The following is a 15245-nucleotide window of genomic DNA, read 5'->3' as shown; positions in this document are numbered from 1 at the left end:
CAACCGGTGGGGACTCGCCCCGGTAACGACTTGGCCGGAACCGTCAAGGCCTGGATATCCTCCTAACTCTTACGGGGGGCGTGCGGCCGGACGGCCTGTGCCCCGACGACAGATAAGTCGATGGGGCTGGAGCATGATCGAGGCAGTCGGCCTGACCAAGCGCTATGGCGCGAAGACGGCCGTGTACAACCTTTCCTTCCAGGTGCGGCCCGGCGCCGTCACCGGATTCCTCGGTCCCAACGGGTCGGGCAAATCGACCACGATGCGCATGATCCTCGGCCTGGACCGGCCGACGGCCGGCCAGGTGACGATCGGCGGCCACGACTTCCGCAATCTGCCGAACGCGCCGCGCCAGGTGGGCGCGCTGCTGGACGCCAAGGCGGTGCACGGCGGCCGCAGCGCCCGCAACCACCTGCTCTCGCTCGCCCAGCTCGCCGGTATCCCGGCCGCCCGGGTCGACGAGGTGCTCGGGGTCGTCGGTCTGCAGGACGTCGCCCGGAGGCGGTCCAAGGGCTTCTCGCTGGGCATGGGGCAGCGCCTGGGCATCGCGGCCGCGCTGCTGGGCGACCCGCAGGTGCTGCTCTTCGACGAGCCGGTCAACGGCCTCGACCCGGAGGGCATCCTCTGGGTCCGCAATCTGATGAGGATGCTGGCGTCCGAGGGCCGCACGGTCTTCGTCTCCAGCCATCTGATGAGCGAGATGGCCCTCACCGCCGACCATCTGATCGTGATCGGCCGCGGCCAGCTGATGGCCGACATGAGCATCTCGGACTTCATCTCGGCCAACTCGGCCGACTTCGCCCGGGTCCGGGTCGCGGACGGCGTGCCCGAGCAGCGGGAGAAGCTCACCGCCACCCTCACCGAGGCGGGCGGCCAGGTCATGTCGGAGCCGGACGGGGCCCTGCGGATCACCGGGCTCGCGCTCCCCCGGATCAGCGATCTGGCCCATGGGTCGGACGTCCGGCTGTGGGAGCTCTCGCCGCACCAGGCCTCGCTCGAGGAGGCGTACATGCGGATGACGCAGGGCGCCGTGGACTACCGCTCGACTGCGGACCAGGTGGCCCATCTGCAGGCGCCGCAGCCGGCGCCCGGGTACGGGCAGCAGCAGCCGGGGTACGCCCCGCCGCCGCAGAACGCCCCCGATGTGCCGCAGCAGGGCTGGTACGCCCCGCCGCCGCCCGGACAGAACCCGTACGCGGCCGCCCCGCCGCCCGCGGTGCAGGCGGCACCACCGGCCGTCCCCGCCGCCGCTCCCGCCCCGGCAGCGCCCGCCGGGGCCCCCGCAGACCTGACCAAGAGCGACACCAGCGAGGACCCCCGATGACAACGCCGTCCACGCCGCCGACGCCGCAGGCGCCGTACCAGCAGCAGGCGTACCAGCAGCCCCCCGCGCCCCAGCAGTACGGGCAGGGGCCGCAGGCCGGCTACTACACCTCACCGATCCCGGTGCGCCCCGCCACCCTCGGCGACGCGATCGCATCCGAGTGGACCAAGATCCGTTCCGTGCGCTCCACGATGTGGACGCTCGGCGTCCAGATCGTGCTGATGCTCGTCATCGGAGTGCTCGCGGCGGTCGCGGTCAACGCCTCCGACGCCGACATGGGCAACACCCCGGTGCTCAGCCTCGGCTTCTTCGGGGTGCTCCTGGGGTCGATCTGCGTGATCACGCTCGGCGTGATGACCATCGCGTCGGAGTACGGCACCGGCATGATCCGTACGACGCTGACGGCCTGCCCGAGCCGGTCGCGGGTGCTCACCGCGAAGGCCATCGTCTTCTTCCTGCTCACGTTCGTCCTGACGACGGTGATGACCTCGGTCGTCGCCCTGCTCCAGACGTCCATGCTGGACGCCGAGGCGCCCACCGGGGACGAGTGGCTGAGCAGCACCGTCGGCGTCGGTCTCTACCTCGCGACGCTGGGACTGCTCTCGCTGGCGGTCGGCGCGCTGATCCGGCACTCGGCCGGGGCGATCACCATCATGATCGGCGTGGTGCTGCTGCCGCTCGTGCTGGCCATCTTCATGTTCGCCGAGTCGCTGGCGTCGCTCCAGGAGTGGCTGCTGGAGTACTCGATCCCCAACCAGCTCAGCATCTTCTACGACAACTCGGTCACCTCGTCCGGCGGGCCGTCGGGCTGGGACCCGCTGTGGATCATGCTCGGCGTGACCGCCGTGGCCCTGGGCGGCGCCTACCTGGCGATGAACCGGCGCGACGTCTGACGGTCGCCGGCCCGGCCGGCCCGTTCAGTGGCGAGGAGCGTTCCTGGACCGCTGCACCCGTGTGGTGCGGCGGTCCTTCGCGTTCCAGCAGGCCTTGTGCCAGTGCCTGCGGTCGTCGATCCCGCCGTACTCGGACCAGGCCACGAGGTGCGGGACGCCGGACGGGATCTCCTGGTCGCAGCCCGGGCACCGGTAGCGCTTGCCCGCCGCGCTCGCGCCGCTCACCGGGCGCACGGACCACTCCTCGCCCTGCCAGTCCTCGGAGCGCCCTCCCCCGCCGTACCGGTCCCCCGCCACGCCTGCGCTGTCGGGGGGACTCTCGCCGCCTCGGGGGCGGTTACGGCGCGGGGACACGTGACACCTCACGGGGCAGGCTGGGCAGTTCCCGTCCAGCGTAGGGCCATTCGGCCGGGGTAGTCGTCCCGCACCGCCCACAGAGGGCCGACCACGGGACGGGTTAGCGGAAAATCGCAACAACTTCCGGCCGGACCGTGCCTTTGGCACGTGTCAGACGTTGTTGCCGGTAGGGGAGAGCCGCGTCGGCCGCAAGGAGGCAATTGGCGATGCGTGTGGGAACGTTCGTACTGGCAGCGCAGTTTCCGGGCCAGGGGCCCGGAGAGGCGCTGCACCGCGCGATCCGGTCCGCCGAGGTCGCGGAGGAATCGGGGCTGGACTCGGTCTGGCTGGCCGAACATCATTTCGTGTCTTACGGGGTCTGCCCGTCCGCCGTGACGCTGGCCGCCCTGCTGCTCGGCCGCACCCGCAGAATCCGCGTCGGTACGGCGGTGAGCGTGCTGCCGACCCAGCATCCGGTGGCCCTGGGCGAGCAGGCCGCACTGCTCCACCTCACCAGCGGCGGCCGGTTCACCCTCGGCGTCGGCCGGGGCGGGCCGTGGATCGATCTGGAGGTGTTCGGCGGCGGCCTGGAGGCGTACGAGAAGGGCTTCCCCGAGTCCCTGGGGCTCCTGCTCGACTGGCTGCGCGAACCGCGCGTGGCGGGCCGCGGGGAGCGCTACGGCTTCCGTGAGGTGGCGGTGGTCCCCCGGGCCGACGACCTGCTCGACGGGGAGTGCGACGACCAGCCGGGCGGCCCCGAGGTGATCGTCGCGTGCACCTCGCCGAAGAGCGTGAAACTCGCCGCCGAGAACGGCCTGCCGATGCTGCTCGGGATGCACTGCGGGGACGAGGAGAAGGCCGACATGGTCGCCCTCTGGCGCTCCTGCGCGCTCGCCGCGGGCCGTTCGCCCGAGAGTGTGCACCGCGCCGGACACGTATCGGCGGGGGTCGCCCAGATCGCGGACCGTGCCGACGACGCCAGGGAGACGCTCGTGAAGGCGATGCCCGGCTGGCTGCGCCAGGGGCTGGAGGCCCATGTGACGGTCGACGGCCGGCACCGGGTGATGCGCGACCCGGTCGGCTATACGGAGCTGCTGTGCGACCTTCATCCGGTGGGCCCGCCACGCCTCGCGGCCGACCGCCTCGCGGCCACGGCGGAACGCACGGGCATCACCCGCTTCGCGCTCCTGGTGGAGGGTTCCGGAGATCTCGTGGCCACGGAGGAGAACGTAGCGCGGCTGGGCACAGAGGTGCTGCCGCTCCTCGAATGATGCGCGTGAGCCGGTGTTTCGGTGTACCTACGGGAGCTGCCGCCCCGGACCAGTTGCACCTCCCGCGGCCCGGAACGACAGCAGAAGCGTTCAGCAGTCCCGTAGTCCGGGCGACTGGTTGAGCAACTGGCCCCTCACCGAGGTGAATCGGGCGAGCCGGTCGTCGACCGAGGCGTCCAGCGGGAACACCGCGACGCGGTGGCAGTTCTGGAATGCCAGACGCACTCCGAAGTGCCGCTGCAGCGCGCCGCGTATCGCATCACTCGCGAGCGCACGCAGCAGCTGACCACGTGCCTGTTCGTTGGGCGGCGGCGTCTGGTTGTCGGCGAACTCCCCGCCGTCGACCTTCAGCTGAGCCACCAACGAGCTGATCATCTCCCATGCGTAGGGCAGGGAGGTCCGGACGCAGTCGACGAAGTCGGCTTCGTCGACCTCGCCTCGCTCGGCCTGTTCCAACAGCGCCGGTGAGACGTCGAGCGACATGGGTTCTCCTCTCGCGACCCCGACGGACGGCCGGGGCCTTACGGGCAGGGAAGGAGGACGGCGACGCAGCGTGCACAGACGGCGACCTCCTGCATCCACGGTAAGGGTGCAGTCCGGGCCGCACCAGGAGAATGGGAACACAACCGGCCAATAACGAAGGGGTTCAAAGAGGGGCAAGCCAGAAAGCGGCACTCCGAGGCGGGGATGGAGTGACGGGTGGGTGAATCGCGTCGAGCACCTGTCGTCGAGTAGCGTTGCCGACCATGCGTCTCGTCATCGCCCGCTGCTCCGTGGACTACGCGGGCCGGCTCACGGCCCACCTGCCCTCCGCTCCCCGTCTGATCCTGGTGAAGGCGGACGGGAGCGTGTCGATTCACGCCGACGACAGGGCGTACAAACCGCTCAACTGGATGTCGCCGCCCTGCACCTTGAAGGAGGGAACCGGCGACGCCGAGGGCGTCTGGACCGTGGTGAACAAGGCGGGCGAAAAACTGATCATCACGATGGAGGAAATCCTCCATGACTCGTCCCACGAACTGGGTGTCGACCCCGGCCTGATCAAGGACGGCGTGGAAGCGCACCTTCAGGAACTGCTCGCGGACCGGATCGAGACGCTCGGCGAGGGCTACACGCTGATCCGCCGCGAGTACTTCACCGCGATCGGCCCCGTCGACATCCTGTGCCGCGACGCCGACGGACAGACCGTGGCCGTCGAGCTCAAGCGGCGCGGTGACATCGACGGTGTGGAGCAGCTGACCCGCTACCTGGAACTGCTCAACCGCGACCCGCACCTGGCCCCGGTGAAGGGCATCTTCGCCGCCCAGGAGATCAAGCCCCAGGCCCGCGTCCTGGCGACGGACCGCGGCATCGGCTGTGTGGTGCTCGACTACAACGCGATGCGCGGCATCGAGGACGACAAGCTCCGACTGTTCTGACCCGCGGGCTCCCCTGAACCCACTGGGCCTCTCGAACCCCGCCGGACGGGCGCGCACACTGCGAACCCGTCCGGCCTCTCAGGCCCGTCCGGAGATTGAGGACAGGGCGCCCACCGGGGGCGCACCCCGCCTCAGGTCATCGACGGACTCGCACCCGTGGCCCCCGAGGGCCCGCTCGCCGAGTCCGAGGTGTCCGGCGTCGTCGGCTCGTCCGTCGCCGTGTCCGTGGGCGACGGCGACCCGGTGGGCTCCGTCTCGGTCGGCGTCGGCGACTGCGTGGCCGGCGGCGGAGTCGACTTCGTCGGCCTCGGCGGCTTGGACGTCGTACGAGACGGCGAAGGCCTGTCCGGGGTCGGCTCGACCGTCGACGACGGGGCCGGCTCCGAAGCCGTGGATCCCGGCGCCGAGGTCCCGTCCGCTCCCGCCGGCACGGACTCGCTCCCCGACGGCCCCGGGCTCGACGAGGAAACGGAGGTCGAGGGCCTCGCGGACGGCCTCGTACCGTCCGTCGCCTCGTCGGCCGGCAGCTCCTCCTCGGTGTCGCCGCCGTCGGTAGCCGACTGCTCGGTCGAGGCACCGGTGTCACCCTGCGGGTCACTGTTCGAGGTGAGGCCGAGCGTCACCACCGTGCCGAGCACCCCGGCCAGCAGCACCCCCGCGCCGGCCGCGACCAGGTTGCGCCGCGCCCCGCCCAGGATCGCGAATCGGCCGGACCGTTCGTCCTTGGCGGCCTGCGGAGCCGTCTGCCGGGAGATGACCGCGGTGTCGTCGGCGTACGACAGCGGCATCGAGACGGTGCCGGCGGCCGGCACACCGCGGGGAGGCGATCCCTCGAAGGGATTGGCCGGTATCTCACCGGCCGCGGGAACGCCGCCCGCCACCGGCCCGCCGGTGCGGTCCTCGACCAGGGCGAGCGCCCGGCGCCCCGCCACCGCGCCGCTCTTGTCGGCGAGCGCCCCGCGCATGCTGATGGAGGTCTCCAGCTCGGCCCTGGCCCGGTCGAAATTGCCGGTACAGAGCGCGAGTACGCCCAGCTCGTGGTGGAAGTACGCCTCTTCGGCAACCTCTCCGGCGATCCGGCCCGCTTCCTGGCCGACGCGCAGGGACCGCTCCCAGGCGCCCCAGAGCAGCCCTGCCGCGAAGGCGGGCGAGGCGCTGCGGGCCAGCAGTACGGCCACGCTGGTCTGCCCGGCCCCGTCCCCCGGCACCAGCTGCGTCATCGCCGCGACGATCGCATCGGCCTCGGCCACCACACGGGCGGGGGTGACCGAAGGGTGTCCGGCCCACCAGGTGTAGTGCTGGGCCGCCGTACGGGCGCGGTCGGTGGCGTCGTCGCCGTAACCGGCGGCCGCCAGCTGGGCGACGACTCCGGCCGCCAGCCGGTAGCGGGAACCGGCCGGGGAGAGCAGCCCGCAGCCGGCCAGTTCGCCGAGTGCGGCATCGGCGTGGGTGTCCCCCACGAGCGCCGGCAGGTGCGCCTGGTGCGGCACCTCGCCGCCGAGCGCCACCGCGAAGCGCAGGGTGTCGCGCGCCGCCCCGGTGAGACGCGAGGCGAGCAGTGCGGCCGGTGCCGCGCCCTCTCCGAGGCTGGGCAGTGGGACATCGCCGTCCTCGGCGCCCTCGTCCGGCAGCGGCGCCTCGGCGGGCCGGCCTCCGAGGTAGCCGTACTCGTCGTACGCGGTGGGGTGGGTGCGCAGCAGGTCGCGCTGGCGCAGCAGGGCGCCCGCCTGGACGAAGCGCAGCGGAAGACCCTCGGACTCGAACCAGAGGTCGCCCGCCCAGTTGCTCTCCTCCTCGGTCAGCGGTCGCTCGACGACCCGCTCCATCAGGAGGATCGAGGCACCGCGGTCCAGGCCGGTGAGAAAGACCTCTTCGAGGTGGGAGTCGGCGAGGGGCGCGGCGACGTCGGGCGTGGCAGCCAGCAGGAAGGCGCATTCGGGCGTCGCGTCGAGCAGCTCGTCCAGGGCGCTGCCGCCGAACTCCAGGTCGTCGAGGACGACGACGGCGCCCGTGGACCGGAGCTTCTCCAGCAGCAGGGCCCGGTCCGGGCGGTGCAGCGGGGCGTCGTGGACGGCGTCGAAGAGTCCGTGGAGCAGGTCGGTGACGGACCGCTTGTGGCCGTTCAGCCGTACGACTCCGTCCGGGGCGAGCTCCGCGCAGTCGGCGGCGACGGCGTTCAGCAGCGCGGTACGGCCGGAACCGGCCGGTCCGGTGAGCCGTACGGAGCGGCCGCGGGCCAGCAGGCGCACCAGTCGCTCGCGTTCGTCCTCGCGCTGCAGCAGGGGCAGCTGGAGGACGGGCGGGCCGGGCGGCACGGGGGGTGCGGCGGCGCGGGCGCGCTCGGTCCGCTCGGCCGGGGTGCGGCGGACGGTCGCGGCGGGCTGCTCCCCCGGCGGGCACGGTTCGACCTCGCTGCCGTCGACCGGGTTGACGGTGAGCAGGAGGTCGCCGGAGACGAGCGGGACGATGCGCGCCTGTTGCGGCGTTTGCTGACCGAAATCCGGGGTCAGCGGATCGCGGGAGGCGCGGCGTCTGCCGGCATCCTCGGCGAAGCCGTTGTTGTCATGGCCGAACTCTTCCGGCCCCCGGTGTGTCGGGTCCATCGCCAAAGCCCCCAAGACGCGTCGAGCGCGGTTGTCCCTCCCGGCCTCGCACGTCCAGCTGTCGCTTCCGGTCCGGTGTCCGCCAGGTGGGTCCGTCAATCGGCAGACGGCCGAACCCTAAACCTTCGCACAGTATCTACGAACATCCGGGGTGCCGCGCCGCCCCACAGATCACGGTCTCGTGAGGATTGTGTGGCTTCGGCCCGGGGGTCCGGAGGGACATCCGCCGCCGGGCGCTCCGCACGGGAGGCCCTAGACGCGCGGCAGGGATTCCGCGGCGATTCCGCCCTCGATGGCCAGGATGCGGTGCAGCCTGGTGGCGACCAGAAGGCGTTGCATCTGCGGGGGCACCCCTCGGAGCACCAGCCGCCGGCCGGCTCGCCCGGCGCGGCGGTGCGCGCCCATGATGACGCCGAGGCCGGTCGCGTCCCATGAATCCAGCTCGGTCAGGTCGAGCACCAGATCGCCGACTCCGTCGTCGAGCGCCGAGTGCAGGACCGTACGGGCGTCCGCCGCGCTTCGGACATCGAGGCGGCCCCCGACGACCAGCTCGGCGTGGTCGCCCCTGATGTGCATATGCGCTCCCCTGGAATGCCCCGTGACACGGTCGGTCTGTCTGAAACTGCCTCTGCCCCAACTGACTGCGGCAACGACAAGGAAGTTGCCGTCTGTAAGCGAACCGATACCGAATTCACTCCGTGGAGTGACCGGACCCGCCGCGAACCCCTTGCGGATCCACTGGTTCCGGAGGATGGCCCTCCGGAGCCCCGGGCCTGATTGACGGCACATCAGGCGGCCCGGGGACCGAAAACGATCAGTAGGTGTAAAAGCCCTGCCCGCTCTTGCGGCCGATGTCACCTGCATCGACCATTCGGCGCATCAGCTCCGGGGCCGCGAACTTCTCGTCCTGCGACTCGGTGTAGATGTTGCCGGTGGCGTGCAGCAGGATGTCGACGCCGGTCAGGTCCGCGGTGGCGAGGGGGCCCATGGCGTGGCCGAATCCGAGCTTGCAGGCGATGTCGATGTCCTCGGCCGAGGCGACACCCGATTCGTACAGCTTGGCGGCCTCGACGACGAGCGCCGAGATCAGCCGGGTGGTGACGAAGCCGGCCACGTCCCGGTTGACGACGATGCAGGTCTTGCCGACCGACTCGGCGAACTCCCGTGCGGTGGCGAGGGTTTCGTCGCTCGTCTTGTAGCCGCGGACGAGTTCGCAGAGCTGCATCATCGGGACCGGCGAGAAGAAGTGCACACCGACGACGCGCTCCGGGCGCTCCGTGACGGCCGCGATCTTGGTGATCGGGATGGCGGAGGTGTTGGAGGCGAGCACGGCGTCGTCCCGGACGATCTTGTCGAGGGCCCGGAAGATCTCGTGCTTCACCTCCAGCTTCTCGAAGACGGCCTCGACGACGATGTCCGCGTCGGCGACCGCGTCGAGATCGGTGGTCGTGGTGATGCGGGCGAGCGCCGCCTCGGCGTCGGCCTGTGCGAGCTTGCCCTTGGAGACGAACTTGTCGTAGGAGGCCTTGATGCCGTCACGGCCACGGGCCAGGGCCGCGTCGGTGACATCGCGCAGCACGACGTCCCAGCCCGCCTGGGCGGAGACCTGCGCGATGCCGGACCCCATGAGTCCGGCTCCGATGACGGCGAGCTTCCTGGCCACGTTGGCACCCCAATGCTTTCTCAGCGGTTCTTGTCCATGCGGTTCTCGTCCATGCTCTCCGGCGGAGGTTAGTACCCGTGAGGGGTGCTGAGGCAGCGAAGAGATGCGCGTCACGTCTCAAATGACGGACATCACACCGCGATGAGTCATTCGGCGGCGCGCCGGGCGTAGTTGAGCACCCTTTCGCCCAGCAGGTCCTCGATGTCGTCGAGCAGCACGAGGGCGTCCCGGGACACCTCGCCGGCCCTGCGGCCCGCCATCATCTCGCGGCCGATGTACGCCATGAGCGTGCTGTGCACCCAGGCGAGCTGACCGGCCACCAGGACCGGGACCGGGTCGGCGGGCCCGGTCCCGCACTCCTCCTGGAGCGTCGCCTCCAGGTGCTGGAGGACTTCCTGCTGTACGTGCCAGAGGCGGGCCTTGAGGCTGTCCGCGCCCTCGATGACCCGCATGAAGCGCTCGTAGCCCTCCATCAGGCCGACCGCGGGCGAGACGCCCTCCACCTGGATGCGCAGTTCGCGCAGCACGGCGTCGGCGGCGGACTCGCCCTTGTCGCGGCCCCGGACGTACCGGGAGAGACGGTCGACGATGCCCTGGCTGCGGTCGAGGAAGAGGTCCTCCTTGGCCGGAAAGTAGTTGTAGACCGTGTTCACCGAGACATCGGCGGCGCGGGCGATCTCGGCGATCGTGACGTCGTCGAAGCCCCGCTCCAGAAAGAGGCCGGTGGCCACGTCCGAGAGGTGCTGCCTGGTGCGGCGCTTCTTGCGCTCCCTGAGTCCCTCAGCCATGACCCCATCGTAGAGGTTCTCTGGGGTTCCTGAATATTTGGTGTCATTGCAATTTTTCAGTGACTCTGTTTTTGTGGTCGCTATGCCAATCATCAGCACGGCCGGGCTCGCCCGGACCTTCGCCTCGAAGACCGGCCCCGTGGAGGCCGTACGTTCCATCGACATGACGGTCGCGGCCGGCGAGATCGTCGGCCTGCTCGGCCCCAACGGCGCGGGCAAGACCACCACGCTCCGCATGCTCACCACGCTGCTCGCCCCCACCGGCGGCGCGGCCACCGTCGCCGGCTGCGATCTGCTCGCGAACCCGGCGGGCGTACGGAAGCAGTGCGGGTACGTGGCCCAGTCGGGCGGCGTCGACCCCCACATCAGCGTCCGGGAGGAGCTGGTCACCCAGGGCCGGCTGTACCGGCTCGGCAAGGCCGCGTCCGTGGCCAGGGCCGCGGAAATCGCCGCCGAACTGGGCCTCTCCGAGCTGCTGGACCGGCGCACGGTCACCCTCTCCGGGGGCCAGCGGCGGCGGCTCGACATCGCGATGGGACTCACCCACCGCCCGGCCGTGCTCTTCCTCGACGAGCCGACGACCGGGCTCGACCCGGGCAGCCGCAGCGATCTGTGGGAGCTGGTGCGCGGGCTGCGCGACACGTACGGCACGACCGTCGTGCTCACCACCCACTACCTCGACGAGGCCGACGCGCTCGCGGACCGGCTCGTCGTGGTCGACGGCGGCCTGGTCGTGGCCGAGGGCACCCCGGCCGCACTCAAGGAGCGGTACGCGGGATCGTCCGCCGCCTCGCTCCAGGAGGCCTTCCTGGCGATCACCGGGCGCTCCCCCGCCTCCACCGATGCCGAACCCGTCACCGTCTAGAAAGCGAGCCCCATGCTTCTCCACGACACCGCGCTCGTCTTCGGGCGGTACGCCCGGCAGACCCTGCGCTCAAAGTTCCAGATCCTCTTCGGCATCCTGATGCCGCTGTTGTACCTGCTCTTCTTCGGCCCGCTGCTCACCGGTCTGCCGCTCGGCCGGACCGGTGACTCCTGGCAGATCCTGGTCCCCGGACTGCTGCTCCAGCTGGCCCTGTTCGGTGCCTCGTTCACCGGGTTCGCCATCATCATCGACAAGTCGACCGGTGTCGTGGAGCGGATGCGGGTCACCCCGGTCAGCCGGATGGCACTGCTGCTGGGCCGGGTCCTGCGCGACACGCTGCTGTTCACGTTCCAGGCGGTGCTGCTGGTCCTCGCCGCCGTGCTCATGGGCTTGCGCGCACCGCTGCCCGGTGTGCTGATCGGTTTCGCCTTCGTCGGGCTGCTGACCGTCTCGCTGGCCTCGCTCTCGTACGCCCTGGCCATGAAGGTGGGCACACCGCAGGAGTTCGGGCCTGCGATCAACTCGGTCACCATGCCGGCCATGCTGCTCTCCGGCCTGATGCTGCCCATGACGCTGGGGCCGCAGTGGCTGGACGTGCTGTCGCACCTCACCCCGCTGCGCTACCTCGTGGACGCGGTGCGGGACGCGTACGTGGGCTCGTACGCCACGGCGCACATGCTGTACGGGGTGCTGGTCGCCCTCGGATTCGCGGCACTCGCCGTGACAGTGGGCACACGCGTCTTCCGCAGGGCGGGCGCATAACTAGGCTGACCGCATGGTCAATCTGACACGTATCTACACCCGCACCGGCGACCAGGGCACCACCGCCCTCGGCGACATGAGCCGGACCGCCAAGACCGATCTGCGGATCTCCGCGTACGCCGACACCAACGAGGCCAACGCGGTCATCGGTACGGCGATCGCGCTCGGGCAGCTGAGCGACGACGTCGTGAAGGTCCTCGTCCGCGTGCAGAACGACCTGTTCGACGTGGGCGCGGACCTGTCGACGCCGGTCGTCGAGGAGCCGAAGTACCCGCCGCTGCGGGTCGAGCAGTTCTACATCGACAAACTGGAGGCCGACTGCGACCACTTCCTGGAGCAGACGGAGAAGCTCCGCAGCTTCATCCTGCCCGGCGGCACCCCCGGCGCCGCGCTGCTGCACCAGGCGTGCACGGTGGTCCGGCGCGCGGAGCGGTCCACCTGGGCCGCGTTCGAGGTGCACGGCGAGGTGATGAACCCGTTGACGGCGACCTACCTCAACCGGCTCTCGGACCTGCTGTTCATCCTGGCGCGGGTGGCGAACAAGGAGGTCGGCGACGTGCTGTGGGTGCCGGGCGGCGAGCGGTAGACAAGACAGTCCCCGCCGGCACCATCAAGCCCGTCCGGCGATCGAGGACAAGCCTCACCCGGGCGGGCCCGACACCCGCTTCGCCTCCCGCTCCCGCCCGGGGCCCCGCTTCGGGAACACCGTGTAGCTCCCCGCGATCACCAGATTGATCCCGATCACGAAGAGCATCGTCTGCTGCCACGACCGCAGGGACGTCACGTCCCCCTCGCCACCCACGTACCAGACCGCCGCCTGGAGCAGCGCCAGCGCCGTCACCGCGGCCACCGTCCACCGCCCGGCGACCCGCCACTCGTGCGCGGCCCGCGCCATCCCGTACTTCGGCGGCCTCACCGGCGGCGGACCGCCCGCGAAGCGGTGTGCGACCCGGGCGTCGACCCACCGGATCGTGGAGTGGCCCAGCCCCACCGTGAAGCCGATGTACACCGCGGCGAGCCCGTGCTTCCAGTCCGGTTCGGCGCCGTTCTTCAGGTCGACGGCCGTCACCACCAGCAGGACGAGTTCCAGCAGCGGCTCGCACAGCAGCACGGCGGCACCCGGTCGCGGCTTCTTCGCGGCGTAACGCAGCGCGAGCCCGGCGGCCAGCAGCACCCAGAAGGCGATCTCGCAGACAACGATCAGTGTGACGATCACGGCCCTGTTCCTTTCGCTCCCTCCCAGCCTCCCGGCCCCGCGGTCCCCGGTCATCGGCCCCGGTGACGAAAGTCGACTGCATCCTTCGATGTACTGACGGATCGCTCCCTGTACGGAGGTGCGGCAGCGGGCCGGACGTGTTGGATGGGTGGGTGTTCTCTCCGGCCCGCCCCCACCGCCACGACGTCCTCATCGCGGTCATCGGACTGCTCGGCGGAGCGGTCCTGTCCCTGCTCGGTCTGCACATGCAGAACGGCCGCCCCTTCGACGCCCCCTGGTTCGCGCTCCTCCCGCTCGCCGTGATGTCGGCGCTGGAACTGGTGCGCAGGAGCGCGCCGCAGACGGCGCTGGTCATCGGCACGCTCGCGCTGATCGCGGACCAGTTCACGCGCGGGAACCTGGCGACCGTCCTGATGTTCACCGACCTCATGTACGCGGCCGTGCTGTACGGGACCCCGGCGGCCGCCCGACGGATCCCGGTCACCACCTTCCTGATCACGGTCGCGGTCACGATCGGATTCCTGGCCTGGTTCCGGGACCCCGAGGCCCTGCTGATCGGCATCGTGACCGGCCTGGTCTCCTTCGTGCCCGCCCTCACCGGCGTGAGTGTGCGCAACCACCGCGACGCCGCCGAGACCGCCCGGCTGCGCGCCGATCAGACCGCTCTGCTGGCCGAGATGGACCGCGCGCAGGCGGTGACCGCCGAACGCGCCCGGATGGCGCGGGAACTGCACGACATGGTGGCCAACCACCTCTCCGCGATCGCGATCCACTCCACCGCCGCGCTCTCCATCGACGACCCGTCGACCTCCCGTGACGCCCTCGGGGTGATCCGGGAGAACAGCGTCGACGGTCTGGCCGAAATGCGCCGTCTGATCGGGCTGTTGCGCACCGGGGCGGCGGACCTGGAGCCGAGCAGCTCGCCGACCCTCGGGTCGCTGGACGCCCTCATCGAGCAGCACCGGACGAACGCCGCCTCCAGCGGGCTCACCTGCACCCTGGACGACACCCGCGCCGAGCCTGGCCGGCTGCCCGCACCGGTGGAAATGGCCGCGTACCGCATCGTGCAGGAGTCCCTCACCAACGCGCTCAAGCACGCGGCTCCGGGCCCGGTCGCGGTGCGGCTCGGGCAGTCGGGAGAGCATCTCACGGTGGAGGTGAGCAGTGCCGTCGGGGACCGTCCCGGACCGCGCGCACCGGGGTCGGGGGCGGGTCTGGTCGGCATGCGGGAGCGGGTGGCGCTGCTCGGCGGAAGGTTCGAGGCGGGGCCCGTACCCACGGGCAACGGAACGAGGACATGGCGCGTACGGGCCGAACTGCCCGTCGGAGAAGGGGATACGAAGGCATGACGATCCGGGTTCTGGTCGCCGAGGACCAGGCGGCCGTACGGGCGGGACTGGTGCTCATCCTGGGCAGCGCAACGGACATCGAGGTCGTCGGGCAGGCGTGCGACGGCGAGGAGGCCGTCCGGCTGGCCCGTGAACTGCGCCCGGATCTGGTGCTGATGGACATCCAGATGCCGCGGCTGGACGGGGTGTCCGCGACGAAGCAGGTGGTCGCGGAGCGGCTGGCGGACGTCCTGGTGCTGACGACGTTCGATCTGGACGCGTACGTCTTCGGCGCGCTGCGGGCCGGGGCCTCGGGCTTTCTGCTGAAGGACACCGAGGCGCGCGGGCTGCTCGAAGCGGTCCGTACGGTGGCGCGCGGCGAGGGACTGATCGCCCCCTCGGTGACGCGCCGGCTGATCGCGGAGTTCGCCGGGACCACCTCCGTACAGCCGTCGGAACGCCCCGACGCCACGGTCCTGGACGCACTCACCCGTCGTGAACGCGAAGTGCTCGGGTGCCTCGGCCAAGGGATGTCCAATGCCGAGATCGCGGTGCGGCTGTCCATGGCGGAGGCGACGGTGAAGACGCACGTCAGCCGGTTGCTGGGGAAGCTGGAGCTCCGCTCCCGGGTCCAGGCGGCCGTGCTGGCACAGGAGTTGGGCGTCTGAGGTTTATCCGCGCCCGACTCCGATCTTTGGTCTGGACCTCTTGACGATTGGTCCAGACCTTCCTAATCTCACCGAGCACACTGCGGTGAGCCCGCCATGACAAGGCGAGC

Annotated in this window: 16 protein-coding genes; 9 read left to right on the top strand and 7 right to left on the bottom strand. The window is 70.8% G+C overall.

The features are described 5' to 3' along the window. Positions 1 to 133: 133 nt before the first annotated feature. The gene (locus OG782_RS26135; RefSeq protein WP_406454906.1) at positions 134 to 1324 is read left to right on the top strand and encodes an ATP-binding cassette domain-containing protein; all 1191 of its coding nucleotides are present in this window, start codon (positions 134 to 136) and stop codon (positions 1322 to 1324) included. Further along, positions 1321 to 2217 carry an ABC transporter permease gene (locus OG782_RS26130; protein ID WP_406454904.1) on the top strand — a complete coding sequence of 299 codons (897 nt, stop codon included), beginning with the start codon at positions 1321 to 1323 and terminating at the stop codon, positions 2215 to 2217. The genes OG782_RS26135 and OG782_RS26130 overlap by 4 nt, the downstream gene beginning before the upstream one ends. Before the next feature lie 24 nt (positions 2218 to 2241). Here the strand turns inward: OG782_RS26130 and OG782_RS26125 are convergent, their stop codons facing one another. Further along, positions 2242 to 2571, bottom strand: a complete 330-nt coding sequence (locus OG782_RS26125) for an ATP/GTP-binding protein (RefSeq protein ID WP_406454902.1) — start codon at positions 2569 to 2571, stop codon at positions 2242 to 2244. A gap of 209 nt (positions 2572 to 2780) precedes the next feature. Between OG782_RS26125 and OG782_RS26120 the strand changes: the two genes are divergently transcribed. After that, positions 2781 to 3824 (top strand): LLM class flavin-dependent oxidoreductase, encoded by a 1044-nt coding sequence (locus OG782_RS26120; RefSeq protein WP_406454900.1) that lies wholly within the window; start codon positions 2781 to 2783, stop codon positions 3822 to 3824. A gap of 90 nt (positions 3825 to 3914) precedes the next feature. Here the strand turns inward: OG782_RS26120 and OG782_RS26115 are convergent, their stop codons facing one another. After that, positions 3915 to 4307, bottom strand: coding sequence for an SCO5389 family protein (locus OG782_RS26115; RefSeq protein ID WP_406454898.1), 393 nt, complete (start codon positions 4305 to 4307; stop codon positions 3915 to 3917). A 263-nt stretch (positions 4308 to 4570) separates the two neighbouring features. On the opposite strand from OG782_RS26115, the gene nucS reads away from it, so the two are divergent. Next, entirely contained in the window at positions 4571 to 5242 is a 672-nt protein-coding gene (gene nucS / locus OG782_RS26110; RefSeq protein ID WP_406454896.1) for an endonuclease NucS, read from the top strand. Positions 5243 to 5373: 131 nt separating this feature from the next. Here nucS and OG782_RS26105 read toward each other — a convergent pair whose 3' ends face one another. The 4 genes from OG782_RS26105 to OG782_RS26090 form a co-directional block, all read right to left on the bottom strand. Further along, positions 5374 to 7845 (bottom strand): ATP-binding protein, encoded by a 2472-nt coding sequence (locus tag OG782_RS26105; protein WP_406454894.1) that lies wholly within the window; start codon positions 7843 to 7845, stop codon positions 5374 to 5376. 252 nt (positions 7846 to 8097) lie between these two features. Beyond that, positions 8098 to 8421, bottom strand: coding sequence for an STAS domain-containing protein (locus OG782_RS26100; protein ID WP_018102617.1), 324 nt, complete (start codon positions 8419 to 8421; stop codon positions 8098 to 8100). Between the two features lie 238 nt (positions 8422 to 8659). Then, the gene (locus OG782_RS26095; RefSeq protein WP_406454892.1) at positions 8660 to 9508 is read right to left on the bottom strand and encodes a 3-hydroxyacyl-CoA dehydrogenase family protein; all 849 of its coding nucleotides are present in this window, start codon (positions 9506 to 9508) and stop codon (positions 8660 to 8662) included. Positions 9509 to 9654: 146 nt separating this feature from the next. After that, the gene (locus tag OG782_RS26090; protein WP_406454890.1) at positions 9655 to 10296 is read right to left on the bottom strand and encodes a TetR/AcrR family transcriptional regulator; all 642 of its coding nucleotides are present in this window, start codon (positions 10294 to 10296) and stop codon (positions 9655 to 9657) included. 82 nt (positions 10297 to 10378) lie between these two features. Between OG782_RS26090 and OG782_RS26085 the strand changes: the two genes are divergently transcribed. Genes OG782_RS26085 through OG782_RS26075 form a run of 3 tightly spaced genes read left to right on the top strand, consistent with a single transcriptional unit; the run spans position 10379 to position 12509 of the window. Next, positions 10379 to 11161: an ABC transporter ATP-binding protein gene (locus OG782_RS26085; RefSeq protein ID WP_406454888.1), complete on the top strand. Its 783-nt coding sequence runs from the start codon at positions 10379 to 10381 to the stop codon at positions 11159 to 11161. A 12-nt stretch (positions 11162 to 11173) separates the two neighbouring features. Further along, positions 11174 to 11923 carry an ABC transporter permease gene (locus OG782_RS26080; RefSeq protein WP_406454886.1) on the top strand — a complete coding sequence of 250 codons (750 nt, stop codon included), beginning with the start codon at positions 11174 to 11176 and terminating at the stop codon, positions 11921 to 11923. A 13-nt stretch (positions 11924 to 11936) separates the two neighbouring features. Beyond that, entirely contained in the window at positions 11937 to 12509 is a 573-nt protein-coding gene (locus OG782_RS26075) for a cob(I)yrinic acid a,c-diamide adenosyltransferase (protein WP_406454884.1), read from the top strand. A 54-nt stretch (positions 12510 to 12563) separates the two neighbouring features. Here the strand turns inward: OG782_RS26075 and OG782_RS26070 are convergent, their stop codons facing one another. Further along, positions 12564 to 13139: a hypothetical protein gene (locus OG782_RS26070; RefSeq protein ID WP_406454882.1), complete on the bottom strand. Its 576-nt coding sequence runs from the start codon at positions 13137 to 13139 to the stop codon at positions 12564 to 12566. 152 nt (positions 13140 to 13291) lie between these two features. Here OG782_RS26070 and OG782_RS26065 point away from each other — a divergent pair, with 152 nt between their 5' ends. Next, a complete protein-coding gene (locus OG782_RS26065) occupies positions 13292 to 14488 on the top strand; it encodes a sensor histidine kinase (RefSeq protein WP_406454880.1) in 1197 nt (398 codons plus the stop codon). Further along, positions 14485 to 15135, top strand: a complete 651-nt coding sequence (locus tag OG782_RS26060; protein WP_406454878.1) for a response regulator — start codon at positions 14485 to 14487, stop codon at positions 15133 to 15135. Before OG782_RS26065 ends, OG782_RS26060 begins: the two co-directional genes overlap by 4 nt. Positions 15136 to 15245: the final 110 nt, after the last annotated feature.

It is taken from the genome of Streptomyces sp. NBC_00876 (genome assembly GCF_045207435.1).
Taxonomy (GTDB): domain Bacteria; phylum Actinomycetota; class Actinomycetes; order Streptomycetales; family Streptomycetaceae; genus Streptomyces.
Note: the sequence above shows the minus strand (reverse complement) of the source record. Positions and strands in the feature narration are given on the sequence as shown.